Source organism: Pseudomonas sp. IT-P176 (assembly GCF_949767245.1).
Classification (GTDB): Bacteria; Pseudomonadota; Gammaproteobacteria; order Pseudomonadales; family Pseudomonadaceae; genus Aquipseudomonas.
Genome location: NZ_CATKPN010000035.1, coordinates 212,659 through 236,751, shown reverse-complemented (window position 1 = coordinate 236,751; position 24,093 = coordinate 212,659). Strand labels below are relative to the sequence as shown.

The 24,093-nt window shown below is 61.0% G+C and carries 25 protein-coding genes; 8 read left to right on the top strand and 17 right to left on the bottom strand.

From position 1 onward, the window contains the following. Positions 1-22: 22 nt before the first annotated feature. From ACM6IP_RS07110 to ACM6IP_RS07095, 4 genes are all read right to left on the bottom strand, one after another. Positions 23-406 (bottom strand): SCP2 sterol-binding domain-containing protein, encoded by a 384-nt coding sequence (locus tag ACM6IP_RS07110; RefSeq protein ID WP_095164909.1) that lies wholly within the window; start codon positions 404-406, stop codon positions 23-25. A gap of 272 nt (positions 407-678) precedes the next feature. Then, positions 679-954 (bottom strand): HU family DNA-binding protein, encoded by a 276-nt coding sequence (locus ACM6IP_RS07105; protein ID WP_003213368.1) that lies wholly within the window; start codon positions 952-954, stop codon positions 679-681. Positions 955-1,143: 189 nt separating this feature from the next. Further along, positions 1,144-2,292, bottom strand: a complete 1,149-nt coding sequence (locus tag ACM6IP_RS07100) for an NAD(P)/FAD-dependent oxidoreductase (RefSeq protein WP_320333276.1) — start codon at positions 2,290-2,292, stop codon at positions 1,144-1,146. Between the two features lie 19 nt (positions 2,293-2,311). Continuing rightward, the gene (locus ACM6IP_RS07095) at positions 2,312-2,479 is read right to left on the bottom strand and encodes a rubredoxin (RefSeq protein WP_007954349.1); all 168 of its coding nucleotides are present in this window, start codon (positions 2,477-2,479) and stop codon (positions 2,312-2,314) included. Between the two features lie 201 nt (positions 2,480-2,680). On the opposite strand from ACM6IP_RS07095, the gene ACM6IP_RS07090 reads away from it, so the two are divergent. Both ACM6IP_RS07090 and ubiA read left to right on the top strand, forming a co-directional pair. Further along, a complete protein-coding gene (locus tag ACM6IP_RS07090) occupies positions 2,681-3,244 on the top strand; it encodes a chorismate--pyruvate lyase family protein (protein WP_159998591.1) in 564 nt (187 codons plus the stop codon). Beyond that, on the top strand, positions 3,244-4,134 hold the full coding sequence (gene ubiA / locus ACM6IP_RS07085) for a 4-hydroxybenzoate octaprenyltransferase (protein ID WP_401127074.1): 891 nt from the start codon (positions 3,244-3,246) through the stop codon (positions 4,132-4,134). The genes ACM6IP_RS07090 and ubiA overlap by 1 nt, the downstream gene beginning before the upstream one ends. 70 nt (positions 4,135-4,204) lie before the next feature. Here ubiA and ACM6IP_RS07080 read toward each other — a convergent pair whose 3' ends face one another. Next, on the bottom strand, positions 4,205-4,591 hold the full coding sequence (locus ACM6IP_RS07080) for a hypothetical protein (protein ID WP_320333279.1): 387 nt from the start codon (positions 4,589-4,591) through the stop codon (positions 4,205-4,207). A gap of 152 nt (positions 4,592-4,743) precedes the next feature. Here ACM6IP_RS07080 and phoB point away from each other — a divergent pair, with 152 nt between their 5' ends. From phoB to ACM6IP_RS07065, 3 genes are all read left to right on the top strand, one after another. Then, on the top strand, positions 4,744-5,433 hold the full coding sequence (gene phoB, locus ACM6IP_RS07075; protein ID WP_095164918.1) for a phosphate regulon transcriptional regulator PhoB: 690 nt from the start codon (positions 4,744-4,746) through the stop codon (positions 5,431-5,433). A gap of 81 nt (positions 5,434-5,514) precedes the next feature. After that, on the top strand, positions 5,515-6,801 hold the full coding sequence (gene phoR / locus ACM6IP_RS07070; protein WP_256585382.1) for a phosphate regulon sensor histidine kinase PhoR: 1,287 nt from the start codon (positions 5,515-5,517) through the stop codon (positions 6,799-6,801). 124 nt (positions 6,802-6,925) lie between these two features. Continuing rightward, complete coding sequence (locus ACM6IP_RS07065; protein ID WP_095164922.1) at positions 6,926-8,266, top strand: hemolysin family protein; 1,341 nt, start codon at positions 6,926-6,928, stop codon at positions 8,264-8,266. A gap of 52 nt (positions 8,267-8,318) precedes the next feature. On the opposite strand, the gene ACM6IP_RS07060 is transcribed toward ACM6IP_RS07065, so the two are convergent. The 8 genes from ACM6IP_RS07060 to ACM6IP_RS07025 all read right to left on the bottom strand — a co-directional run bounded on the left by ACM6IP_RS07060 (position 8,319) and on the right by ACM6IP_RS07025 (position 18,842). Continuing rightward, positions 8,319-9,212, bottom strand: coding sequence for a peptidoglycan DD-metalloendopeptidase family protein (locus ACM6IP_RS07060; RefSeq protein ID WP_414861208.1), 894 nt, complete (start codon positions 9,210-9,212; stop codon positions 8,319-8,321). A gap of 84 nt (positions 9,213-9,296) precedes the next feature. Beyond that, the gene (locus ACM6IP_RS07055; RefSeq protein ID WP_414861207.1) at positions 9,297-10,217 is read right to left on the bottom strand and encodes a response regulator; all 921 of its coding nucleotides are present in this window, start codon (positions 10,215-10,217) and stop codon (positions 9,297-9,299) included. A 73-nt stretch (positions 10,218-10,290) separates the two neighbouring features. Next, positions 10,291-11,052, bottom strand: a complete 762-nt coding sequence (gene phoU / locus ACM6IP_RS07050; protein ID WP_008064514.1) for a phosphate signaling complex protein PhoU — start codon at positions 11,050-11,052, stop codon at positions 10,291-10,293. 111 nt (positions 11,053-11,163) lie between these two features. Then, entirely contained in the window at positions 11,164-11,997 is an 834-nt protein-coding gene (pstB, locus tag ACM6IP_RS07045; RefSeq protein ID WP_033042681.1) for a phosphate ABC transporter ATP-binding protein PstB, read from the bottom strand. A 184-nt stretch (positions 11,998-12,181) separates the two neighbouring features. Then, positions 12,182-13,852 (bottom strand): phosphate ABC transporter permease PstA, encoded by a 1,671-nt coding sequence (gene pstA / locus ACM6IP_RS07040; RefSeq protein ID WP_414861206.1) that lies wholly within the window; start codon positions 13,850-13,852, stop codon positions 12,182-12,184. Positions 13,853-13,867: 15 nt separating this feature from the next. Then, complete coding sequence (locus tag ACM6IP_RS07035) at positions 13,868-15,901, bottom strand: ABC transporter permease subunit (RefSeq protein WP_414861324.1); 2,034 nt, start codon at positions 15,899-15,901, stop codon at positions 13,868-13,870. 427 nt (positions 15,902-16,328) lie between these two features. Next, positions 16,329-17,330: a phosphate ABC transporter substrate-binding protein PstS gene (locus tag ACM6IP_RS07030; RefSeq protein ID WP_095164933.1), complete on the bottom strand. Its 1,002-nt coding sequence runs from the start codon at positions 17,328-17,330 to the stop codon at positions 16,329-16,331. Positions 17,331-17,543: 213 nt separating this feature from the next. Continuing rightward, positions 17,544-18,842, bottom strand: a complete 1,299-nt coding sequence (locus ACM6IP_RS07025) for an MFS transporter (protein WP_414861205.1) — start codon at positions 18,840-18,842, stop codon at positions 17,544-17,546. A 361-nt stretch (positions 18,843-19,203) separates the two neighbouring features. Here ACM6IP_RS07025 and ACM6IP_RS07020 point away from each other — a divergent pair, with 361 nt between their 5' ends. Both ACM6IP_RS07020 and ACM6IP_RS07015 read left to right on the top strand, forming a co-directional pair. Next, complete coding sequence (locus ACM6IP_RS07020; protein WP_095164936.1) at positions 19,204-19,608, top strand: acyl-CoA thioesterase; 405 nt, start codon at positions 19,204-19,206, stop codon at positions 19,606-19,608. 31 nt (positions 19,609-19,639) lie between these two features. Then, positions 19,640-20,539, top strand: coding sequence for a D-hexose-6-phosphate mutarotase (locus ACM6IP_RS07015; protein ID WP_414861204.1), 900 nt, complete (start codon positions 19,640-19,642; stop codon positions 20,537-20,539). 29 nt (positions 20,540-20,568) lie between these two features. Here ACM6IP_RS07015 and ACM6IP_RS07010 read toward each other — a convergent pair whose 3' ends face one another. From ACM6IP_RS07010 to purE, 4 genes are all read right to left on the bottom strand, one after another. After that, positions 20,569-21,105 (bottom strand): DUF3299 domain-containing protein, encoded by a 537-nt coding sequence (locus tag ACM6IP_RS07010; protein WP_095165198.1) that lies wholly within the window; start codon positions 21,103-21,105, stop codon positions 20,569-20,571. An 87-nt stretch (positions 21,106-21,192) separates the two neighbouring features. Further along, entirely contained in the window at positions 21,193-21,438 is a 246-nt protein-coding gene (locus ACM6IP_RS07005) for a GlsB/YeaQ/YmgE family stress response membrane protein (RefSeq protein WP_095164940.1), read from the bottom strand. Between the two features lie 104 nt (positions 21,439-21,542). Continuing rightward, positions 21,543-22,628: a 5-(carboxyamino)imidazole ribonucleotide synthase gene (locus ACM6IP_RS07000; RefSeq protein WP_095164942.1), complete on the bottom strand. Its 1,086-nt coding sequence runs from the start codon at positions 22,626-22,628 to the stop codon at positions 21,543-21,545. A gap of 11 nt (positions 22,629-22,639) precedes the next feature. Further along, positions 22,640-23,131, bottom strand: a complete 492-nt coding sequence (purE, locus tag ACM6IP_RS06995; RefSeq protein ID WP_095164944.1) for a 5-(carboxyamino)imidazole ribonucleotide mutase — start codon at positions 23,129-23,131, stop codon at positions 22,640-22,642. 358 nt (positions 23,132-23,489) lie between these two features. Here purE and ACM6IP_RS06990 point away from each other — a divergent pair, with 358 nt between their 5' ends. Then, on the top strand, positions 23,490-24,080 hold the full coding sequence (locus tag ACM6IP_RS06990) for a reprolysin-like metallopeptidase (RefSeq protein WP_414861203.1): 591 nt from the start codon (positions 23,490-23,492) through the stop codon (positions 24,078-24,080). The last annotated feature ends 13 nt before the right edge of the window (positions 24,081-24,093 follow it).

Genomic DNA, 24,093 nt, shown 5'->3' with positions numbered 1-24,093 from the left:
CTGCCCGGCGCCAGCGTCGACCTCACGCCTTAGGCTTGGCCTTGCGCGGCTTCAGATACTTGGTCAGCCCCTGGAACCACATCACCAGCGCCGGGTTGCCCTTGATCTGGATCGACTTGTCCTGGATCCCGGTCATGAATGCCAGTTGCTTGTTCTTCGCCTGCATCGTGGCGAAACCGTAGGCTGCGTCCTTGAAAGCGATGGCGAAGGCCGGCTCGGCATACAGCCCGGACTTGCTGGTGATGCGCTGGTCTTTGACCACGAAATGCCGTGCCACCTTGCCGTCCTGAGTCTGCAACTGGAACACCAGGTCCTTGTCGGCCAACTGCTGCTGAAAAGCCGGGTTGGTCCGGCTGGCCTTGCGCATCAGCAAGCCCAGCATCCACAGGAGAAAACGAAATTTCATGCTCAAGCCCCAGAAGAAAAAAGTGAACGCCGGGGCAGTTTAACGAGTTCAAACTGGAACGCCACTGTTACCTATCGTTGTCGGGAGATGAGCTGCTTTTTACGTAAGATGACTACCAAGTCACCGTCAACGATTCAAACCAAAGACCTCCGCTGGCCAGTTTTTGCCCGCAGCCAGCCCAAGTCAGCGGCCACAAAAAATGGGCACCCAATCTGATTGGCGTGCCCATTTTTCGATCCAGCTCACCCGTTATACGGGAGGGTGGTCGGGGGTTACGGATTAACGCTGTCTTTCAACGATTTGCCTGGCTTGAACGCAACGGTGTTACTGGCCTTGATTTTCACTGGCTCACCGGTCTGCGGGTTTTTGCCGGTGCGGGCACCACGGTGGCGCTGCAGGAAAGTGCCGAACCCTACCAGGGTGACGCTGTCCTTGCGGTGCAGTGCGCCGGTGATCTCTTCAAGAACGGCGTTGAGAACGCGGTTGGCCTGCTCTTTGGTGAGATCAGCTTTTTCGGCGATTGCGGCGGCGAGTTCTGGTTTACGCATGAGTGAAGCCTCTTTGACGGTTTTTTGTTGTTATGTCCGTGCTGTTCTTCCGGAACAGCGCCCAAGGCGCCGCAGGCTCTACTCTGCGGCAGACGGGTGTGAGGATGGCACGCGGATACGGGCTACGCCAGTCTCGACGCGACCTTTGTAGGGGTTAAAGCGGGGTGATTCCGACAGAACGACCTGTATTTATGCCAGAAGCGCCGGAAGCTCCTTGTTTAGAGCCAATTTGTCCATCACCGCCGCCCCCGTAAGGGCGTAACCCAGGAGCTTGCCGCTGCTGTCGCGGCACAGCGCCTTGATGTCGGCGCCCTGCCCCTCCACCGTCCAGACGCCCTCAGAGCCCCGTGGCGGCGGGGAAACCACCAGCGGGCACACCGGGGTTTTCACGGTGATCGGCATCGCTCCGTAGCTCACCGCGGTCGGGTTGCCGGCCAGGGTTTGTGCCAGCGCCCGCGCACAACTCATGAGCGGCATCACGTACAGCAGATTCAGCCCATCGACCTCGGCGCAGTCACCCAAGGCATAGATATTGGCGTGGGAGGTTTTCAGGTGCCGGTCCACCATCACCCCACGATTGGTCTGCAGGCCGGCGGCCGCCGCCAGATCAATTCGCGGGCGCAGGCCAATGGCCGAGACCACCACGTCACAAGGCAGCACCTGGCCGTCGGACAAATGCCCTTCCAGGCCGTCAGCGGTGCGCTGCAAACGGTTGAGCACCGGCCCCAGGTGGAATTGCGCCCCCAGGCTTTCCAGCCCGGCTTGCACCGCAGCCGCGGCGGCTGGGTGCAGCAACGTCGGCATGACCTGCTCGCACGGCGCTACGAGTTGCACCTCATAACCACCGAGGATCAGGTCATTGGCAAACTCACAGCCGATCAGCCCGGCCCCCAGCAATAGCACCCGGCGCTTGCCGGCGGCGGCTGCGCGAAAACGGGCATAGTCTTCCAGGTCATTGATCGGGAAGATCGCCTCGGGCGCGTCCCCCTGCACCGGCACACGCACGGTTTCTGCGCCCCAGGCCAGGATCAAGTCGCGATAGGCTACCGCCTCTTCGCCGATCCACAGGCGCTTGTGGCCCGGGTCGATGCCGCTGATGCGCGTATGGGTGCGCACCTCGGCCTTGAGCTGCTCGGCCATGGCGCCAGGCTCGGCCATGCTCAGGCCGTCGGCGTCCTTGTTCTTGCCAAAGCCGGTGGAGAGCATCGGCTTGGAGTAGGAACGCCCGTCATCTGCGGTAATCAGCAACAGCGGAGTTTCGCCATCGAGTTTGCGAAACTCCCGGGCCAGGTTGTAGCCAGCCAGCCCAGTGCCGACGATCACGACAGGTGCGTTCATTCCTTACTCCTCGAATCGGTTAGTTGATTTCAATCATTTCGAAATCCATCTTGCCCACGCCGCAGTCCGGGCATAGCCAGTCTTCCGGCACGTCCTGCCACAGGGTGCCCGGTGCGATGCCGTCATCCGGCCAGCCGTCGGCTTCGTTGTAGATCAGCCCACAGACTACGCATTGCCACTTCTTCATTGCTTGTTTCCTCGGATTCACAGGCTTTATCTGGCGCGGACAGTCGCCCGCCAAGGGTCCGCCGTCCGGCTCAGGGCGTTTTGTACTGATCGCACTCGACAGATGCAAGCGTGTTCGACGCCGCAGGCCGGTCCGATCACTCAATATCGCCGACCAACATGTTAAGCTCGCCGCCTCATTTGCTGCCAATAATGACTCACTGTGCCGCACTCAAACGCCCTCGCCCCCACTCCGCTCTGGCTACCGCAAAGCCAGCTGACACCCCTTCCCGATGCGCAAACCCTCGACTGGCTGTTCGATCAAGGCTCGCTCACCCGACGCCTGACGCGCTTGTCGAATGACGGTTTCAGCGTCACGCCGCTGTACGAAGGTTGGCAGCCGTTGCGCGCCGATGAATGCGCCGTCCTCGACTTGCCGCCGGACAGTGAAGGTTGGGTGCGCGAGGTGTATTTGCGCGGCCACGGCCAGGCCTGGGTATTTGCCCGCAGCGTGGCGGCGCGCAGTGCGTTGCGCGATGGCGGCTTGAACATGGATGAATTGGGCAGCCGCTCCCTGGGGGAGTTGCTGTTCTGCGACCAGGCGTTCCAGCGCCGCGCCATCGAGGTCTGCCACTACCCCGTTGATTGGCTGCCCCCTGAGGTTCAGGCCCCGGCCTTGTGGGGCCGCCGTTCGCGTTTCGACCGCGGTGGCTTGAGCGTGCTGGTCGCAGAAATCTTCTTGCCGGCCCTGTGGCGGGCGGTTGGCGCGCCTGCGGAGAATGGCTGATGTACCAGAACCTGCTCAAATCGCTGAATCGCTTGAACCCGCGCGCCTGGGACTTCGTCCAGTTGACGCGCATGGACAAACCCATCGGCATCTACCTGCTGCTATGGCCGACCCTGTGGGCACTGTGGATCGCCGGTGAAGGCTCGCCGTCCCTGGCCAACATCGTGATTTTTATCCTCGGCGTGATACTGACCCGCGCCGGCGGCTGCGTGATCAACGACTGGGCCGACCGCAAGGTCGACGGCCATGTAAAGCGTACCGCCCAACGCCCACTGGCTGCCGGCAGAATCAGCTCCCGGGAGGCGCTGGTGTTCTTTGCGCTGCTGATGGGCCTGAGCTTCCTGCTGGTGCTGTGCACCAACGCGGCGACGATCTGGTTGTCATTCGGTGGCCTGGCACTGGCGGCCAGCTACCCCTTCATGAAGCGCTACACCTATTACCCGCAAGTGGTGCTGGGCGCCGCGTTCTCGTGGGGCATGCCGATGGCGTTCACCGCCGAGACCGGCGAGCTGCCGGCCATCGCCTGGCTGCTGTGGATCGCCAACTTGCTGTGGACGGTTGGCTACGACACCTACTACGCCATGACCGACCGCGATGATGACCTGAGGATCGGCGTGAAATCCACGGCGATCCTGTTTGGCGATGCCGACCGGGCAATCATTCTCACGCTGCAGGGGCTGGCGCTGGGCTGCCTGTGGCTGGCCGGCTCGAAGTTCGCCCTGGGGGGCTGGTTCCACCTCGGCTTGCTGGCGGCTGCCGGCTGTTTCGCCTGGGAGTTCTGGTACACCCGCGACCGGGACCGACTGAAGTGCTTCCGGGCGTTCCTGCACAATCACTGGGCAGGATTGGCGATTTTTGTCGGGATCGTGCTGGATTACGCGTTGCGCTGACGGGGCGGTGGAGATTTTGTAGCAGCTGGCGCAGCCGGACGCAGCCTTCGCCAGCTGCTACAACAACGGGTTATTTCTGCGACTCATGGACCACGTGCCAGATGTCTTTCATCTTGTCGCCCTTCATTTCACCGGGCTTTTCGTCCTTGACGAAGGTGTACAGCGGCTTGCCGTCATACGCCCATTGCATCTTGCCGTCGTCACGCTTGATCGCTGTCCATTTGCCGTCGGCCTTGGCATCCGCCGGCGCCGTCAGCGGTGGCCAGTTTTTTGCGCAATCATCGTTACACATCGACTTTCCACCACTGTCCTTGTCGAACGTGTACAACGTCATGCCCTGGGGATCGACCATCATGCCGCCTTTCATCATTGCCGGCTCGGCAGCCATGGCGATTGCCGGCAAGGCCAGGGCAGCAGCGAGTACCAAGGCCTTGAAGGAGTGAGCATAGTCAGTCATGGAAACCTTCTTTTGTGGTAGTCAGGATTCGGACTTAGAGCTTAGCCCAGGATCACGCGCCTCGCAGAGACACTGGAATGCTGTAACACGACTGCAATAATTCCGTTATCTAATGCGGCGCAAGACAGTTAAATGACAAGAGGATTAAACCCATGGTTGGCAGGAGCATTCTGATCGTCGACGACGAAGCGCCCATTCGCGAAATGATCGCCGTTGCGTTGGAAATGGCCGGCTATGACTGCCTGGAGGCGGAGAACGCCCAACAGGCGCACGCCATTATCGTCGACCGCAAACCGGACCTGATCCTGCTCGACTGGATGCTGCCTGGCACCTCGGGGATCGAACTGGCCCGCCGCCTCAAGCGTGACGAGCTGACCGGTGATATCCCGATCATCATGCTCACCGCCAAGGGCGAAGAAGACAACAAGATCCAGGGCCTGGAAGTGGGCGCGGATGACTACATCACCAAGCCGTTTTCCCCCCGCGAGCTGGTCGCTCGCCTCAAGGCTGTGCTGCGCCGCACCGGCCCTACCGAAGGTGAAGCCCCGATTGAAGTGGGCGGCCTGCTGCTGGACCCGATCAGCCACCGGGTAACCATCGACGGTAAACCGGCCGAGATGGGCCCCACCGAATACCGCCTGCTGCAGTTTTTCATGACCCACCAGGAGCGCGCCTACACCCGTGGCCAGTTGCTGGACCAGGTCTGGGGCGGCAATGTGTATGTCGAGGAGCGCACCGTGGACGTGCACATCCGTCGCCTGCGCAAAGCCCTGGGTGATGCTTACGAAAGTCTGGTACAAACCGTGCGCGGCACCGGCTATCGTTTTTCGACCAAGGCCTGATTACACCCCGACCCGCTCCAAACGCTGACAAGGACGCATGTTCAAGTGAACCAAAACTGGCATGGCACCCTGATCCGCCACATGCTGCTGCTGGTCACCGGCTGCCTGGTGATCGGCCTGATCACCGGCTATTACGGCTGGAGCCTGGCCGTGGGCCTGGGTCTTTACCTGGGCTGGACCCTCAAGCAATTGCTGCGCCTGCACGAGTGGCTGCGCCTGCACAAACCCGATGAAGCACCGCCCGATGGCTACGGCCTGTGGGGCGAAGTATTCGACAGCATCTACCACCTGCAACGCCGCGATCAACGGGTGCGCGGGCGCCTGCAAGCGGTGATCGACCGGGTCCAGGAGTCCACAGCGGCACTCAAGGACGCGGTGGTGATGCTCGACAGCGATGGCAACCTGGAATGGTGGAACCGCGCCGCCGAAACCCTGCTGGGACTCAAGACGCCCCAGGACAGCGGCCAACCGGTGACCAACCTGGTGCGCCACCCGCGCTTCAAGGAGTACTTCGAGCAAGACAGCTACGCCGAGCCGCTGGAAATCCCCTCGCCGACCAACGACCGGATGCGCATCCAGCTGTACATCACCCGTTATGGCAACAATGAGCACCTGATGCTGGTGCGCGACGTGACGCGCATCCATCAACTGGAACAGATGCGCAAGGATTTCATCGCCAACGTCTCCCATGAACTGCGCACGCCACTGACGGTAATCAGCGGCTACCTGGAAACCCTGCTGGACAACGTCGAAGACGTGAACCCGCGCTGGACCCGCGCGCTGCAGCAGATGCAGCAGCAAGGCGGTCGCATGCAGACCTTGCTCAATGACTTGCTGCTACTGGCCAAGCTCGAGGCCACCGACTACCCCTCGGACAACCAGCCAGTGGCGATCGACAGCCTGCTGCAGTCGATCAAGGGCGACGCCCTGGCGCTGTCCGGGCAACGCAACCAGCAAATCACCCTGGAAGCCGACCCCTCGATTCAGCTCAAGGGCAGCGAGGCCGAGTTGCGCAGCGCGTTCTCCAACCTGGTGTTCAATGCGGTGAAATACACCCCGGCCGAAGGCCATATCCGCATCCGCTGGTGGGGCGATGAGCAAGGCGCGCACCTGAGCGTGCAGGACTCGGGGATCGGCATCGACAATAAGCACCTGCCACGCCTGACCGAACGCTTCTACCGCGTCGACTCGAGCCGCAACTCCAACACCGGCGGCACCGGCCTGGGCCTGGCGATCGTCAAGCACGTACTGCTGCGCCACCGCGCCCGGATGGAAATCAGCAGCGTGCCAGGCCATGGCAGCACCTTCACCTGCCATTTTGTGCCGGTGCAGGTGAGCAAATCACGCACCAGCAGCCTGACCGACTAGCCCCCCGCGCTACTTCCCCCTAGGCAATTGCCCTGTCAGCCGCTACATTGGCTGACTTGGGCCTGCCTTTCAGGCTCGTCTGCACCCCCTTTATTCGAATATACGGAACCCGCAAAACTCCATCATGGACCCTTCCCCTGGCTTGTCCCTCGCTACACTCTTCGCCGATTTCGGCATGATTCTTTTTGCACTGATCCTGGTTTTGCTCAACGGCTTCTTCGTTGCGGCGGAATTTGCCATGGTCAAACTGCGCTCGACCCGGGTCGAGGCGATTGCCGACAAGAACGGCTGGCGCGGCCACATCCTGCGCACCGTGCACAGTCAGCTCGACGCCTACCTGTCGGCCTGCCAACTGGGTATCACCCTCGCCTCCCTCGGCCTGGGCTGGGTGGGTGAACCGGCGTTTGCGCACATTCTCGAGCCGCTGCTGGGCGCCGTGGGCGTCGAATCGCCGGAAGTGATCAAGGGCGTGTCGTTCTTTACCGCTTTCTTCATCATTTCCTACCTGCACATCGTGGTCGGTGAGCTGGCTCCGAAATCCTGGGCGATCCGCAAGCCCGAGCTGCTGTCGCTGTGGACAGCCGTGCCGCTGTACCTGTTCTACTGGGCCATGTACCCGGCCATCTACCTGCTCAACGCCAGTGCCAATGCGATCCTGCGCATTGCCGGCCAGGGTGAGCCCGGCCCGCATCACGAGCACCACTACAGCCGTGAAGAACTGAAGCTGATCCTGCACTCCAGCCGTGGCCAGGACCCGAGCGACCAAGGCATGCGCGTGCTGGCCTCGGCCGTGGAAATGGGCGAGCTGGAAGTGGTCGACTGGGCCAACTCCCGGGAAGACCTGGTGACGCTGGAGTTCAACGCACCGCTCAAGGAAATCCTGGCGATGTTCCGCCGCCACAAGTTCAGCCGGTACCCGGTGTACGACAGCGAGCGCCAGGAGTTCGTCGGCCTGCTGCACATCAAGGACCTGTTGCTGGAACTGGCCGCGCTGGACCACATTCCCGAGTCGTTCAACCTGGCCGAGCTGACCCGCCCGCTGGAGCGCGTGTCGCGGCACATGCCGCTGTCGCAGTTGCTGGAGCAGTTCCGCAAAGGCGGCTCGCACTTCGCCGTGGTGGAGGAAGCCGACGGCAACATCATCGGCTACCTGACCATGGAGGACGTGCTGGAAGTGCTGGTCGGCGACATCCAGGACGAACACCGCAAGGCCGAGCGCGGCATCCTGGCCTACCAGCCGGGCAAGCTGCTGGTCCGCGGTGACACCCCGCTGTTCAAGGTCGAGCGCCTGCTGGGCGTGGATCTGGACCACGTCGAAGCCGAAACCCTGGCCGGGCTGGTCTACGACAGCCTCAAGCGGGTACCGGAAGAGGAAGAAGTGCTGGAAGTCGAAGGTTTGCGGATCATCATCAAAAAGATGAAAGGCCCGAAAATCGTCCTGGCCAAGGTACTGATGCTCGATTGAACCCGGGAAAGATCGCAGCCTGCAGGCTGCGATCTTTTACCTGAAGGCCCACCTATCTCCCCAACGCGAAGTTCGGCAGGCTGCCCACCGGCTGGCTGAACTGATACGGGATCGACACCAGCCCCAACCCGGTATTGCGCTGCACCACGAAGTGCAGGTGCGGACCGCTGCTGTTGCCCGTATTGCCGGACAGCGCCAGGGCGCTGCCCACCGCCACCCGCTGCCCTTCACGGACCCGTACCGAACCCTGCTTGAGGTGCAGGTACACGCCCATGGTCCCGTCGTTGTGCAGCACCCGCACAAAGTTGCCCGCCGGATCCGTGCCGCGACCGCTCTGGCGGTTCTCGGTTTTCACCACCACCCCGGCCCGTGCCGCAATGATCGGCGTGCCTTCAGGCATGGCGATGTCCATGGCGTAGCGATTCTTCGGTCCGTAATGGCTGTACTGGCCGTTGGCACCCTGACTCAGGCGAAACGGACCGCCGCGCCAGGGTAGCGGGTAACGATAGCTCAGCGTGGCGCCTGAGGGGTCGCCCAAGGCGTATTTGAGCCTGGGGGTATAGATCAGCGGCTTGCCGGCGCGGGACGCCTTGAGCAGCGCCAGACGGGTGTTGCTACGCGCTGGCAGGACCCGTCGGATGGCCTGGGCAGGCGCGCCACTGAGGTTTTTCACCTGGTGAAAACTCAACTCGACCTCGACCGGCGCATACAGGTCGTTGCGCACATACACGCTGTGGCTGCCCGCCTGCTTCTTGATCTGCAGGTGCACCTGGCGGTCGAGGCGCTCGTCCATCCGGTCGCGGAATACAAACACCTGGGACCCACGGGACGGCCGATCGCTATAGGACACCACGCCATTGGCGTGCTGGGTCTTGTAGATGGTCGTGGCCACGGCCAGGCTCGAGGCCATGAGCAGGCCACAGCAAATCAGCAATCGCGCGAGCATGGGCAGCATTCTGTCGGGGCAGGCTTGAGGTGAGCCTAGCAGTCAGAATGGCCCCAGGCTGGCGCCAGCTGTTTCAAAAGCTGATTACGCACCCGGTACAAAGTGCTTCTGCGCCGTGCCCCGGGCGATCAGCCGGGAAATGTAATCGAGCTTCTGGGCATCCTGGTCGACGAAGCGGAAGGTCAGTTGCAGCCACTCGCTGTCGGGTTTCGGCTCGTGGGCGACGATGGCATGCAGGTAGCCGTTGAGGCGGGCGATTTCGGCGTTGTCACCCTGCTCCAGGTCGAGCACGGCGCTGTCCAGCACTTGCGGTAGCGTCTCGCTGCGTTTGACCACCAGCAGTGCTTCCTTGATGCTCAGGGCCTTGATCACGCAGGCCTGGATGCCGCTGGGCAGGCGCAACTGACCCTGGCCACGGCCACCGGCGGGCGACGGCATCGGGGCCTTGATCGGCGGGCTGCTGAGCAAACCCTTGGCGGGCTCCGCCGGGCGGTTTTGCAGATACGCGTTGGGCGCTGGCGCTGCAGTCACTGGCGCCTTGCCGGCGGTCAGGGCATTCAGCGAGTCATTGGCGAATGCCGGTGCCAGCTTGGCCGGGGCCTGATTCAGCAAGGCATCGAGCTTGCCGATTTTATTCAGGGCCTGTTTGACCTTGCTCAGCAATTGCTCGTTGGTGAAGGGCTTGCTCACATAACCCGAAACACCGGCCTGGATCGCCTGGACGACGTTTTCCTTGTCGCCACGGCTGGTGACCATGATGAACGGCATGGTCTTGAGGGCGTCCTGCTCGCGGCACCAGGTCAGCAACTCCAGGCCGGACATTTCCGGCATCTCCCAGTCGCACAGCACCAGGTCGAAGGTTTCGCGGGTCAGCAGGCTTTGCGCCTTGCGGCCGTTGACCGCGTCTTCGATGCGCATGCCCGGGAAGTAGTTGCGCAGGCACTTCTTCATCAGATCACGAATGAACGCAGCATCGTCCACGACCAACACACTGACCTTACTCATCGACCACCCCTCGTTATTGTCCCGACCAACAAAAACGCCCGGCCAATGGCCGGGCGTTTTTACTTGGGCAATCTTACTTATCGTCAGATTTACCCGGAACATTAGCGGTTTCGCCACTGGTGCCTTCAACTTCTTCCTTCATGCGCTTGAGGCCCAGGTGACGCACGTCCGTGCCGCGCACCAGGTAGATCACCAGCTCGGAGATGTTGCGGGCGTGATCGCCAATACGCTCCAGCGAACGCAGGACCCAGATGATGCTCAGCACGCGCGAGATCGAGCGCGGGTCTTCCATCATGTAGGTGGCCAGTTCGCGCAGCGCAGTCTTGTACTCACGGTCGATGATCTTGTCGTACTGGGCCACGGACAGCGCCAGGTCGGCATCGAAGCGGGCGAAGGCATCCAGCGCGTCGCGGACCATGTTGCGCACCTGGTCACCAATGTGGCGCACCTCGACGTAGCCACGCGGAGCCTCGCCTTCTTCGCACAACTGGATGGCCCGGCGGGCAATCTTGGTGGCTTCGTCGCCGATGCGCTCGAGGTCGATCACCGACTTGGAGATGCTGATGATCAAACGCAGGTCGGACGCCGCCGGCTGACGACGGGCCAGGATGCGCAGGCATTCTTCGTCGATGTTGCGTTCCATCTGGTTGATCTGGTCGTCGATCTCGCGCACTTGCTGGGCCAGGCCGGAGTCGGCCTCGATCAGCGCCGTGACCGCGTCGTTGACCTGCTTCTCGACCAACCCGCCCATGGCCAGGAGGTGGCTGCGCACTTCCTCCAGCTCAGCGTTGAACTGCGCGGAAATGTGATGCGTGAGGCCTTCTTTGGAAATCATGCGTTCGCTCCGAAAAAGCGTTTAACCAAGAGCTGCAAGCTACAAGCTGCAAGCTGTTATGTGGTGATCCATGCCGCTTCGCTTCTAACTTGCCGCTTGAAGCTGCTTCAACTAGCCGTACCGTCCGGTGATGTAGTCTTCGGTCTGCTTTTTCGCCGGATTGGTGAACAGGGTGTCGGTGTCGCCGAATTCCACCAGCTTGCCCATGTACATGAACGCGGTGTAGTCGGAAACCCGGGCGGCCTGTTGCATGTTGTGGGTCACGATGACGATGGTGAACTTGGATTTCAACTCGTAGATCAGCTCTTCAACCTTCAGCGTCGAGATCGGGTCGAGTGCCGAGCAGGGTTCGTCGAGCAGCAGCACTTCCGGCTCCACGGCGATGGTCCGCGCAATCACCAGACGCTGCTGTTGACCACCGGACAGGCCCAGTGCCGACTCGTGCAGGCGGTCCTTGACCTCATCCCACAGCGCCGCGCCTTTCAACGCCCACTCAACCGCCTCGTCGAGCACGCGTTTTTTGTTGATGCCCTGGATCCGCAGGCCGTAGACCACGTTTTCATAGATGGTCTTGGGGAACGGGTTGGGCTTCTGGAACACCATGCCGACCCGGCGACGCAGCTCGGCCACGTCTTCACCCTTGCGGTAGATGTTGTTGCCGTACAGGTTGATCGCGCCTTCGACACGGCAACCGTCGACCAGATCGTTCATCCGGTTGAAGGTACGCAGCAGGGTCGACTTGCCACAGCCGGACGGGCCGATGAAGGCGGTCACGCGCTGCTTGGGAATGTTCATGCTGACGTCGAACAGAGCTTGTTTGTCGCCGTAGAACAGGCTCAGGCCCGGCACTTCGATGGCTACGGTTTCCTGCTCGAGGTTCAGGCTCTGTTTGTCGCGACCCAGGGCCGACATGTTGATGCCGTGGGTATGTGCTTCGTGCTGCATGGGAGGCTCCCTGTGCTAACAAATTCGGTTTTATGAGCCACTGGCCTAGCCAATGAAATACTCAAAATCTGTGGCTTGCGTCGATCCTTGTGGGAGCTGGCTTGCCAGCGATGCAGACGACTCGGTCTGGCAGCAACACCGCAGTGCTGCCATCGCTGGCAAGCCAGCTCCCACAGGACTTGTATTAGCTATCCAGTGCTTTGTATTTTTCGCGCAGGTGGTTACGGATCCACACTGCCGACAGGTTGAGCGTGGCGATCACCATTACCAGCAGCAGCGCCGTGGCGTACACCAGTGGGCGTGCGGCCTCGACGTTCGGGCTCTGGAAGCCGACGTCATAAATGTGGAAGCCCAGGTGCATGATCTTCTGGTCCAGGTGCAGGTACGGGTAGTTACCGTCCAGCGGCAACGACGGCGCCAGTTTCACCACGCCCACCAGCATCAACGGTGCTACCTCGCCGGCCGCTCGGGCCACCGCGAGAATCATGCCGGTCATCATCGCCGGACTGGCCATCGGCAGCACGATCTTCCACAGGGTTTCCGCCTTGGTCGCACCGAGGGCCAACGAGCCCTCACGCACGGTGCGGGGAATCCGCGCCAGGCCTTCTTCGGTGGCCACGATCACCACCGGCACCGCCAGCAGTGCCAGGGTCAGCGAGGCCCAGAGCAGTCCTGGCGTACCGAAGGTCGGTGCCGGCAAGGCTTGCGGGAAGAACAGGCGGTCAACCGAGCCACCCAGGACATAGACGAAGAAGCCCAGGCCGAACACCCCGTAGACAATCGCCGGCACACCCGCCAGGTTGTTCACCGCGATGCGGATCAACCGGGTCATGGTGCCCTGGCGTGCATATTCACGCAGGTAAACCGCCGCCAGTACACCAAACGGGGTGACGATCATCGCCATGATCAGGGTCATCATCACGGTGCCGAAGATCGCCGGGAAGATCCCGCCTTCGGTGTTGGCTTCACGTGGGTCGTCGCTGAGGAATTCCCAGACCTTGCTGAAGTAGAAGCCGACCTTGGTCAAGGTGCTCATCGCGTTCGGCTGGAAGGCGTGAACCACCTTGCCCAGTTCGATTTCGACTTCCTTGCCGTTGCCATCGCGGGCCGTCAGGCTGTCGCGATTGACCTGCGCATGCAGATCGCCCAAGCGCTTTTCAATGTCCTGGTAGCGGGCATTGAGCTCGGCGCGATCCGACTCCATGTCGGCCTGGGCCGCGGCGTCCAACTTGCCGTCCAGTTCCAGCTTGCGACCGTGCAGGCGGATACGCTCCAGGCCGGCGTTGATCGCACCAATGTCGGATTTTTCCAGGGTCTTGAGTTCAGCCGCCAGTTTGCTGACTCGCTCGATCCGCGCTTGCAGCTCAGGCCAGGCGGCCTCGCCTTCAGCGATGACCTTGCCGTCTTGCTTGACGTTGACCAGGTAGCCGTAGAAGTTGCCCCATTCACGACGCTCGATTGCCATCAGTTCCGGCGGCGTGGTCTGGTTGGTCAGCCATTCACCGACGATCCAGGTGAAGTCGTTGCCGTTGAGATCACGGTTGCCGACCTTGATCAGCTCCCGGGTCATGAACTCAGGGCCCTGGTCCGGGACCGGCAGGCCCGCGCTTTTCAGGCGCTCACGTGGCACTTGTTCCTTCTGCACCACTTCGCCGATGACCACATGGTTGGCCTGGCCCGGCACATCGTACTGGGCATGCACCAGGTCGGCGGGCCAGAAGTGGCCCAGGCCGCGCACGGCAATCACTGCCAGCAAACCAATGGTCATGATGACGGCGATGGCCACCGCGCCACCGCTGATCCAGACGCCGGGGGCGCCGCTCTTGAACCATCCTTTCAGGGAGTTCTGTTTCACAGACTTCTACCTTTCTTAAAGCGACGAGTATTTCTTGCGCAGACGCTGACGAATCAGTTCCGCGAGGGTATTCATGACGAAGGTGAACAGCAGCAGCACCAAGGCCGAGAGGAACAGCACGCGGTAGTGGCTACCGCCGACTTCCGACTCCGGCATTTCCACCGCAACGTTGGCCGCCAGGGTCCGCAGGCCTTCGAACAGGTTCATCTCCATCACCGGGGTGTTGCCGGTGGCCATCAGCACGATCATGGTTTCGCCGACTGCGCGCCCCATGCCGATCATCAGGGCCGAGAAAATGCCCGGGCTGGCGGTCAGGATCACCACCCGCGTCATGGTCTGCCATGGCGTGGCACCCAGGGCCAGCGAGCCCAGGGTCAGGCCGCGCGGCACACTGAACACGGCGTCTTCGGCGATCGAGTAGATGTTCGGGATCACCGCAAAACCCATGGCCAGGCCGACTACCAGGGCGTTGCGCTGGTCGTAGGTAATGCCCAGGTCGTGGGAAATCCACATGCGCATGTCGCCACCGAAGAACCAGGTCTCCAGGTACGGGCTCATGTACAGCGAGAGCCAGCCGACGAAGATAATCACCGGGATCAGGATCGCGCTTTCCCAGCCGTCCGGCACTTTCAGGCGGATCGACTCAGGCAGGCGGCTGAAGGTGAATCCCGCCACCAGGATGCCGACTGGCATCAACAGCAGCAGGCTGAAGATGCCCGGCAAGTGCCCTTCCACATAGGGAGCGAGGAACAGGCCGGCGAAGAAGCCGAGGATCACCGTCGGCATCGCCTCCATCAGCTCGATCACCGGCTTGACCTTGCGGCGCATGCCAGGCGCCATGAAGTAGGCGGTATAGATCGCCGCTGCAATGGCCAGTGGCGCGGCCAGCAGCATGGCGTAGAACGCCGCTTTCAAGGTACCGAAGGTCAACGGCGACAAGCTCAGCTTGGGCTCGAAGTCGGTGTTGGCCGCGGTCGATTGCCAGACGTATTTAGGCTCGTCGTAGTTTTCGTACCAGACCTTGCTCCACAGTGCGCTCCAGGAAACTTCCGGGTGCGGGTTGTCGAGCAGCAACGGTTGCAGCTTGCCGCCCTGCTCCACGATCACCCGGTTGGCACGCGGCGACAGGCCGAAGATGCCCTGGCCGTCGACCACCTGGTCCACCAGCAAGGTGCGGTGGGCGGTGCTGTGGAACACGCCGAGCTTGCCGGACGCGTCCAGGGCAACAAAGCCTTTGCGACGCTCTTCGGCGGTGATTTCAACGATAGGCGCGATGCCCATCTGGAAGGTCCGGATCTGCTTCAGGCGTTGCTCGCCATCCGGATCACGGGCCATGAACCATTGGGCCAGGCCACCCTTGGAGTCACCGATGATCAGCGAGATACCGCCCACCAGTTGGGTGCTGGCAGTGACTTGGGTTTCGCCATCTTCCAGTAGCTTGTAGCGACCGTTGAGGTTTTTTTCCCGCAGGCTGAACACATCGGCCTGGGCACGGCCGTTAAGCACGTACAGCCACTGCTGGCGCGGGTCGATGAAGATGTTCTTCACCGGCTCGGTCATTTGCGGCAAATCGATGCGCTGCTGATCACTGGTGACTTCACCGGTCATCATGTTTTCTTCTTTAGTCAGCGCCAGGACGTGCAACTGCGCACCGCTGGAACCGGCGACCACCAGGGTCGTGTCGGTGGCATTGAGGCTGACGTGCTCCAGCGCGGCGCCCTGCTCGTTCAGCGCAATCGGCGCCTCACCGTAGGGGTACTCGATGGCCGGCGAGATGGTCTTCTTGCCATCCGGGTAGCTGACTTTATAGGTGTGACGGAACACCAGGGCCTGGCCGTTGGACAGGCCAACGATCACCAGCGGGCTGCCGGGCTGGTCTTCACCGATCGAGGCAACGCTGGTACCGGCCGGGATCGGCAGGTCGACGCGACGCAGTTCGGCGCCACTGTCGAGGTCAAAGAACAGCGCCTGCCCCTTGTCGGAAACCCGCATGGCGACCTGGTTCTGCTCTTCGAGGGAAATCATCAGCGGCTTGCCGGCGTCTTGCATCCAGGCAGGCGTGATCGAGTCTTTGGCGGTCAGCTCGGCACCCTGGAACAGCGGGGCGACGACATAGGCCAGGAAGAAGAAAATCAAGGTGATCGCGCCGAGCACGGCGAGGCCGCCGATCAGCACGTACCAGCGGGTCAGGCGATCCTTGAGCGCACGAATGCGCCGCTTGCGTTGCAGCTCAGGCGTATTGAAATCAATGCGCTTGGGAGGGGAAGTCGTAGTCATTGGGGAATTGGCCAGATCATTCATGCGCACACCCTAGCGATCCTGTATGACAGAAAGATGACAATGCAGTGACGCAACAAATCCGCCGCCTGTGGAAACTGGCAGCGGATAGAAAATTGAGGGCCGGTAAACACCGGCATGTGTAGGAGCGAGGCTTGCCCGCTCCTACATTGATCCGGGGCGAGCCCGGATCAGGGTTTTACTTTTTTGCGACTTCAGCGCCACCTTCGTGCAGACCCAGGTCAGCCAGTGCCTTGGCGGCTACCTTGGCTGGCAGTGGGATGTAACCGTCCTTGACGACCACTTCCTGGCCCTGTTTCGACAGGATCAGTTTCACGAACTCGGCTTCCAGCGGGGCCAGAGGCTTGTTCGGGGCCTTGTTGACGTACACGTAGAGGAAACGCGACAGTGGGTACTTGCCGTTCAGGGCGTTTTCTTCGGTGTCTTCGATGAAGTCAGTGCTGCCTTTCTTGGCCAGGGCCACGGTCTTCACGCTAGCGGTCTTGTAGCCGATACCCGAGTAACCGATGCCGTTCAGCGAGGAGCTGATCGATTGCACCACCGAGGCCGAGCCCGGTTGTTCGTTGACGTTTGGCTTGAAGTCGCCTTTGCACAGGGCTTCTTCCTTGAAGTAGCCATAAGTGCCGGATACCGAGTTGCGACCGAACAGCTGTACCGGCTTGTTGGCCAGGTCGCCGGTCACACCCAGGTCACCCCAGGTTTTCACGTCGGCCTTGGCGCCGCACAGGCGAGTCGAGGAGAACACGGCATCGACCTGTTCCATGGTCAGGTGCTTGATCGGGTTGTCTTTGTGCACGAACACGGCCAGAGCATCCACGGCGACCGGGATGGCGGTCGGCTTGTAGCCGTACTTGGTTTCGAAGGCCTGCAGCTCGTTGTCCTTCATCTTGCGGCTCATCGGGCCCAGGTTAGCGGTGCCTTCAGTCAGCGCAGGTGGTGCGGTCGAGGAACCGGCAGCCTGAATCTGGATATTGACGTTCGGGTATTCTTTTTTGTAGTTCTCAGCCCACAGGGTCATGAGGTTAGCCAGGGTATCGGAGCCGACGCTGGACAGGTTGCCCGACACACCAGTGGTCTTGGTGTAGCTCGGGATAGCAGGGTCAACAGCGGCAACTGCGTTGGCAGTCGCAACGCCAGCAGCGACAAAAGTCATTGCCGCCATCAAACGCTTCAGTTTCATGCCTTACTCCTGGTAATAGGGTGTTTTAGGTCGGGGCCAAGTATCGGCAGGCCGTGTGAACACTCTATGACTTGAATATGACAATTAGATGAAAGGCCAGCATGGGCTGTTACGCGCTGATTCGTGGTGTCTCCAATCGCCAGCAGACGCAGAGCCGGGCGGCGCTCCGTCTGCTTGCAATGATGTCAGTACTAACGATGCAAGAAGTCGGGCCTAGCGCCCCTTCTTCCACAGATACCCACCCACGACGATCCCCACGCCGCAGATGATCGCCACGTAGTAGGCCGGCCCCATCGGGCTTTCCTTGAGCAGCAGAGTGACGACCATCGGTGTCAGGCCACCGAAGATGGCGTAGGCCAGGTTGTAGGAGAACGACAGGCCGCTGAAGCGCACCACGGCCGGGAAGGCCTTGACCATGACGTAGGGCACCGCACCGATGGTGCCGACCAGCAGGCCAGTCAGGGAATACATCGGGAACAGCCAGTCCGGGTGATTGAACAGGCTGTGATAGAAGGTCCACGAACTCACCAGCAGCAAGCCGCTGCCGAACACAAACACCCGGCCTGCACCGAAGCGGTCAGCCAGGGCGCCGGACGCCACGCAGCCCAGGCTCAGGAACACGATCGCCAGGCTGTTGGCCTGCAATGCGGTGGTGGCCGAGAAGTGGTAGACGGTTTGCAGCACGGTCGGGGTCATCAGGATGACCACGATGATCCCGGCCGACAGCAGCCAGGTCAGCAGCATCGAGATGGCGATCGCCCCGCGATGGTCGCGCAGTACCGCACGCAGCGGCACTTCTTCGGCCAGGGCCTTGCGCAGCTGCAACTCGGCGAACACCGGGGTTTCGTGCAGCCAGCGACGCAGGTAGACCGAGAACAGGCCAAACACGCCACCCAGCAGGAACGGGATCCGCCAGGCGTAGTCGGCGACTTGCTCAGGGGTATAGATGCTGTTGATCGCCGTGGCTACCAGCGAGCCCAGGAGGATGCCGGCGGTCAGGCCTGACGTCAGCGTGCCGCAGGCATAGCCAATGTGCCGCCCAGGCACGTGCTCGGAAACGAACACCCAGGCCCCCGGCACTTCCCCGCCAATGGCGGCGCCCTGGATCACCCGCATCAGCAGCAGCAGGATCGGTGCCCACATGCCGATCTGCGCGTAGGTCGGCAGCAGGCCCATGATCAACGTCGGCACCGCCATCATGAAGATGCTCAGGGTGAACATCTTCTTGCGACCCAGCAGGTCACCGAAGTGGGCCATGACGATGCCGCCCAGTGGCCGTGCCAGGTACCCGGCGGCAAAGATCCCGAAGGTCTGCATCAGGCGTAGCCACTCGGGCATGTCCGCCGGGAAGAACAGCTTGCCGACCACCGTGGCGAAAAACACGAAGATGATGAAGTCGTAGAACTCCAGCGCACCGCCCAGGGCGGAAAGCGACAGGGTCTTGTAGTCGTTGCGGGTCAAGGGACGTGCGGGCTGCGCGGGTGACGCTATGCTCGATGGCGCTGTGGTCATGGCAAGGGCTTCTCTTATAGTCAGATCTGCAACCCCAACAACGCTGGCTGGGGCTTGGGCAGGTTCGGCACGATAGCAAATTGTTCGAAAAAGCACAGGGATGCGCGTAATTGACAGTCAAAATGAGAACCGGACGGTCGTCGCGCGGTCTACCGCTCGATATACTCGCAGCCTGCAACACGCTGCAAGGGTTGCTGTGCGAAGACGCTGCTGGTGCGACCAGTCGATTTCGCAGAGTTTCCCTTTAGCACGCCTTATGGAAAACGCGACGAACGTAGTATGTTCGGGCTGAATCGTTTTTCTCAAGACGGCTATTCACCTGAAGTACCAATGAGAGTCACGGGTTAGAGGCACCCCCGGCATGATAGAACTCGAACAAGACGATCCGATCCCGCAAGGCGACCTGGCCCTGCAAATCACCGCACTTCCTCGCGAGACCAACGGCTTTGGCGATATTTTCGGCGGCTGGCTGGTGTCCCAGATGGACTTGGCCGGCACGGCGATGGCCAGCAAGATCGCCGGTGGGCGCGTTGCCACCGTGGCCATCGATCGCATGGCTTTCCTGGTACCGGTCGCCGTCGGCGCACAGCTCTCGTTCTATACCCAGGCCCAGGAAATCGGTCGTACGTCGATCAAGATGCTGGTCGAGGTCTGGAGCGACGATCCGCTGTCCAGCGAGTGGCGTAAGGTCACCGAAGCGGCGTTCGTGTTTGTTGCCATCGACGGCAGCGGTCGTACCCGCTCGGTACCCCCGCGAGCCTGTTGAATCCCCCCTGTTGCCGATCGAGAGCTGTCCCATGAACACGCCCAATGTTGAAGCGGTAAAACTGGATCAACTGAACTGCTGGCGGATTCGCCAGGGTCAGGCCGAATTGTTGGTAGCCCAGCAAGGCGCGCATATCCTCAGCTATCAACTGGCCGGGCAGCCGCCCCTGATCTGGCTCAACGACGAGGCGGTGTTCCAGACCGGCAAAAGCATCCGCGCCGGGGTGCCCGTGTGCTGGCCGTGGTTCGGCAACTTCGAACGCAACCCACCGAGCGTGCAGGCCATGCGCGTCAGCGATCAGCCCGCCAGCGCCCACGGCCTGGTGCGGGCGCTGGACTGGGAACTGGAAGGCATCGAAACCGAGGGCGACAGCCTGAACGTAGTGTTTGCCCTGCCCGTCCCGGAAAACGGCCTGCCCGGCTGGCCCCATCAGGTCGACCTGAAGCTGAACATTCGTCTGGATGAGCAACTGCAGATCGATCTGACCAGCCACAACCGGGGCACTGACAGCGTCACCATCAGCCAGGCGCTGCACAGCTACTTCGCGGTCAGCGACGTGCGCAACGTGCACGTCGAAGGCGTGGACGGGCTGGAGTACATCGAAACCCTGGACAACTGGAACACCGTCACTCAGCACGGCGATCTGCGGTTCAGTGGCGAAACCGACCGGATTTACCTCAATACCCCGGACAAACTGAGCATTGTCGACCCGGCCTGGGAGCGACGTATCGAATTGACCGCCCGCGGTTCACGCTCGGCTGTGATCTGGAATCCCTGGATCGAACGCGCAGCAGCGTTCAGCGACATGGCCGACGATGGCTGGCAGCGCATGCTGTGCATCGAGACGGCCAATGTGCTGGGTGATGTGGTCACGTTGGCGCCCGGGGAGAGTCATACGCTGGGTGTGAGCATCGCGAGTTTGGCGGTTTAGCTCAAGAAGACCGCAGCCTGCGGCAGTTCCTACAGGTCGGATTCTTGTACCACCCGCACCTGGGCGGCATCGAGGGCGTAGGCGGCATCGGCCAGGTCGTTGTTGACCGTCTCGATCTTCAACGTGCCGCTGACCCACAAGGGCGTGTAGATGTCGTCCAGCTTCAAGCCCTTGGGGTAGCGCACCAGCACCAGTTGATTGGGCGGTGGTGGTGGCACATGAATGCAGGCGCCCGGGTATGGCACCAGGAAGAACAGCGTGCTGCGGCCCTTGCCGTCGGTTTCCAGTGGCACCGGGTAACCACCGATGCGCACCTGCTTGTGGTTCATCGCGGCCACAGTCTTGGTCGAATACATCACCGCCGGCAAGCCCTTGCTCTGCTTCAAGCCACCCTTGTCGGTAAAAGTGCCATTGGCTTCCGGAGAGTTGTGGTCGATTTCCGGCATGGCTTCCAACGCCTTCTGATCCGACTTGGGCATCAGTTCGAGCCAGTCGGTTTCCGGCAGGTCGCCAGCATGGGCCAGGCCAGTGCCCAGCAATACAAGAGTCAGCAGAAGACGGCGCATGAAGGTGCTCGGCAAAGAAGGGAAGTCAGGTCGCCGGGCATTCTAGCCCGCTGCGCGTGAACTGCGCAGCGGGCTTGATCGCTTGAATCAGTTCTTTTTGACCAGACCGTAGATCACCAGCAGCACCACCGCGCCCACCAGGGCACCGAGGAAGCCCGCGCCTTGACCGGCCTGGTAGATGCCCAGTGCCTGGCCGCCGTAGGTCGCGGCCAGTGAGCCGGCGATACCGAGCAGGATGGTCATGATCCAGCCCATGCTGTCATCACCCGGTTTCAGGAAACGAGCCAGCAGGCCCACGATCAATCCGATGAAGATGGTTCCGATAATTCCCATGGCGCTTCCCTCTGAGTGAAATAGCTATGCCAAAGCCTAGACAGACTTTGGCATCCTGCCATCAGAGAACACTGGGCACCGAAGGTTCCCAGCGTGCCATGGGTTTATTGCTCGGCGATCAGCGCCTGGACCTTGAGGATCTGCTGCTCGAGCGTGACCTTGTCGGCGCAGCGCAGGTTGGCGTGGCCGACCTTGCGCCCGACCTTGAACGCCTTCCCGTAGTGGTGCAGATGGCAATCGTCGATGGCGATGACCTTATCCACCGGCGGAACCACGCCAATGAAGTTGAGCATGGCGCTTTCGCCGACTTTCGCCGTCGAGCCCAGCGGCAGGCCGGCAACGGCGCGCAGGTGGTTTTCGAACTGACTGCACTCGGCGCCTTCGGTGGTCCAGTGCCCGGAGTTGTGGACCCGCGGAGCGATTTCGTTGGCCTTGAGGCCACCGTCGACTTCAAAGAACTCGAACGCCATCACGCCGACGTAGTCCAGTTGCTTGAGCACACGGCTCGAGTAGTCCTCGGCCAGGGCTTGCAGCGGGTGCTCGGTGCTGGCCACGGACAACTTGAGGATGCCGCTGTCGTGGGTGTTGTGCACCAGTGGGTAGAATTTCGTCTCCCCATCACGGGCACGCACGGCAATCAGCGAGACTTCGCCGGTGAACGGCACGAAGCCTTCCAGCAGGCAGGCCACGCTGCCCAGCTCGGCGAAGGTACCCTCCACGTCTTGCGCGGTGCGCAGGACTTTCTGGCCCTTGCCGTCATAACCCAGGGTGCGGGTTTTCAGCACGGCGGGCAGGCCGATGGCAGCCACAGCGGCGTCCAGGTCAGCTTGCGACTGGATGTCAGCGAACGCCGGGGTAGGAATCCCCAGGTCCTTGAACATGCTTTTTTCGAACCAGCGGTCGCGAGCAATGCGCAGCGCTTCGGCGCTCGGGTAGACCGGGACGAACTGCGACAGGAAGGCCACGGTTTCAGCCGGGACGCTTTCGAACTCGAAGGTCACCAGGTCGACTTCGTCGGCCAGTTGACGCAAGTGATCCTGATCGCCGTAATCGGCCCGCAGATGCTCACCCAGCGCGGCGGCACAAGCATCCGGCGCCGGATCCAGGAAAGCGAAGTTCATGCCCAGCGGAGTTCCCGCCAGGGCCAGCATGCGGCCCAACTGGCCGCCACCGATTACACCGATCTTCATCGTCAACAACCTCAGGCGATGCGTGGGTCTGGATTTTCCAGGACGCTGTCTGTCTGCTCAGCACGGAAGGTTTTGAGCACCGCGTGGAACTGCGGGTGCTTGGCGCCAAGGATACTCGCCGACAGCAGGGCTGCGTTGATCGCGCCCGCTTTGCCGATGGCCAGGGTGGCGACCGGAATGCCCGCAGGCATCTGCACTATAGAGAGCAGCGAATCAACGCCCGAGAGCATCGACGACTGCACCGGCACGCCCAGGACCGGCAGGTGGGTCTTGGCCGCACACATGCCAGGCAAGTGGGCCGCGCCGCCAGCACCGGCGATAATCACCTCGATGCCACGCGACTCAGCCTCCTCGGCGTACTGGAACAGCAGGTCCGGGGTGCGGTGGGCAGAGACCACTTTCACCTCGTAAGGGATGCCGAGCTTTTCCAGCATATCGGCGGTGTGGCTAAGGGTGGACCAATCGGACTTGGAGCCCATGATCACGCCAACCAGTGCACTCATCGTCGCGCCTCTTCTCTCTGGGCGCCCGCAGGCGCATCAAAAAACAACAAGCCACGCAGGATGCGTGGCTTGTTTGTACGAATTATGGCCAGTCGTAACCGGCCGAAGGCCGCGCAGTATACCTCAAAGAAGCGGATAAACAGCCCCTGTGGCGACCATCTGTCACGCGCTCGAAAAATAGGTATTTCTTGACTATCAAGTCAGTCAATTGACTGCCTGAATGTGTTCGGATCTCGAGATCGCTAGTTTATTAAAACGCTTACTCGAAACAATTAAACCCACTAAAAAATTGCGGACACCGCCAGACAACGTAAATATAAAACGGCAAAAAAATCATAATTGAACAGGGAGTACAAATATGAAAAAGCCTATTACCATAATAGTTGTCCTTCACAATGACCTTCAGGAATATCAAAAAAATGATTTATACACTGATTACTTTTCCTGGCTGAAAACAGAACTTGAATCAATCTCGGAACGGGACGTCAGAATTGTAATGCACTCTCATCATGTAGTTCCGCACTTATCAGGATACAACTACATAAACGAAGATGGTGTAGCTGCGCTGCGAGGGTGGAGAAACCTGATACAGGACTGGTATACAAAGATATTAAAATACGAAGAACATGAACCGGGCCTGACGAAAGTCCTCTTGTTGACCCGAAACAATATCTACGCAAAGGCAGGGGGGCTCTTCGGAGGGATAGCCGGATACGGCCTTGTCAAAGGTCATTGCGCAATTGCGGCGATCACCTCCAAACAAATTCCAGCACATGAAATAGGCCACATGTTGGGCGCGACACATGAAGACAGCGAAGTCATCTATAACGGCTGGTGGCACGACACGATCATGCTCTCGGACGAATTCTCCAGCGCACGTGGAAACGCTTATCGATACAGTGATAAGAACAGGGAAAACATTCGCAAACACCTTAGTACTTTTGCGTAAGTTCGATTCGCAT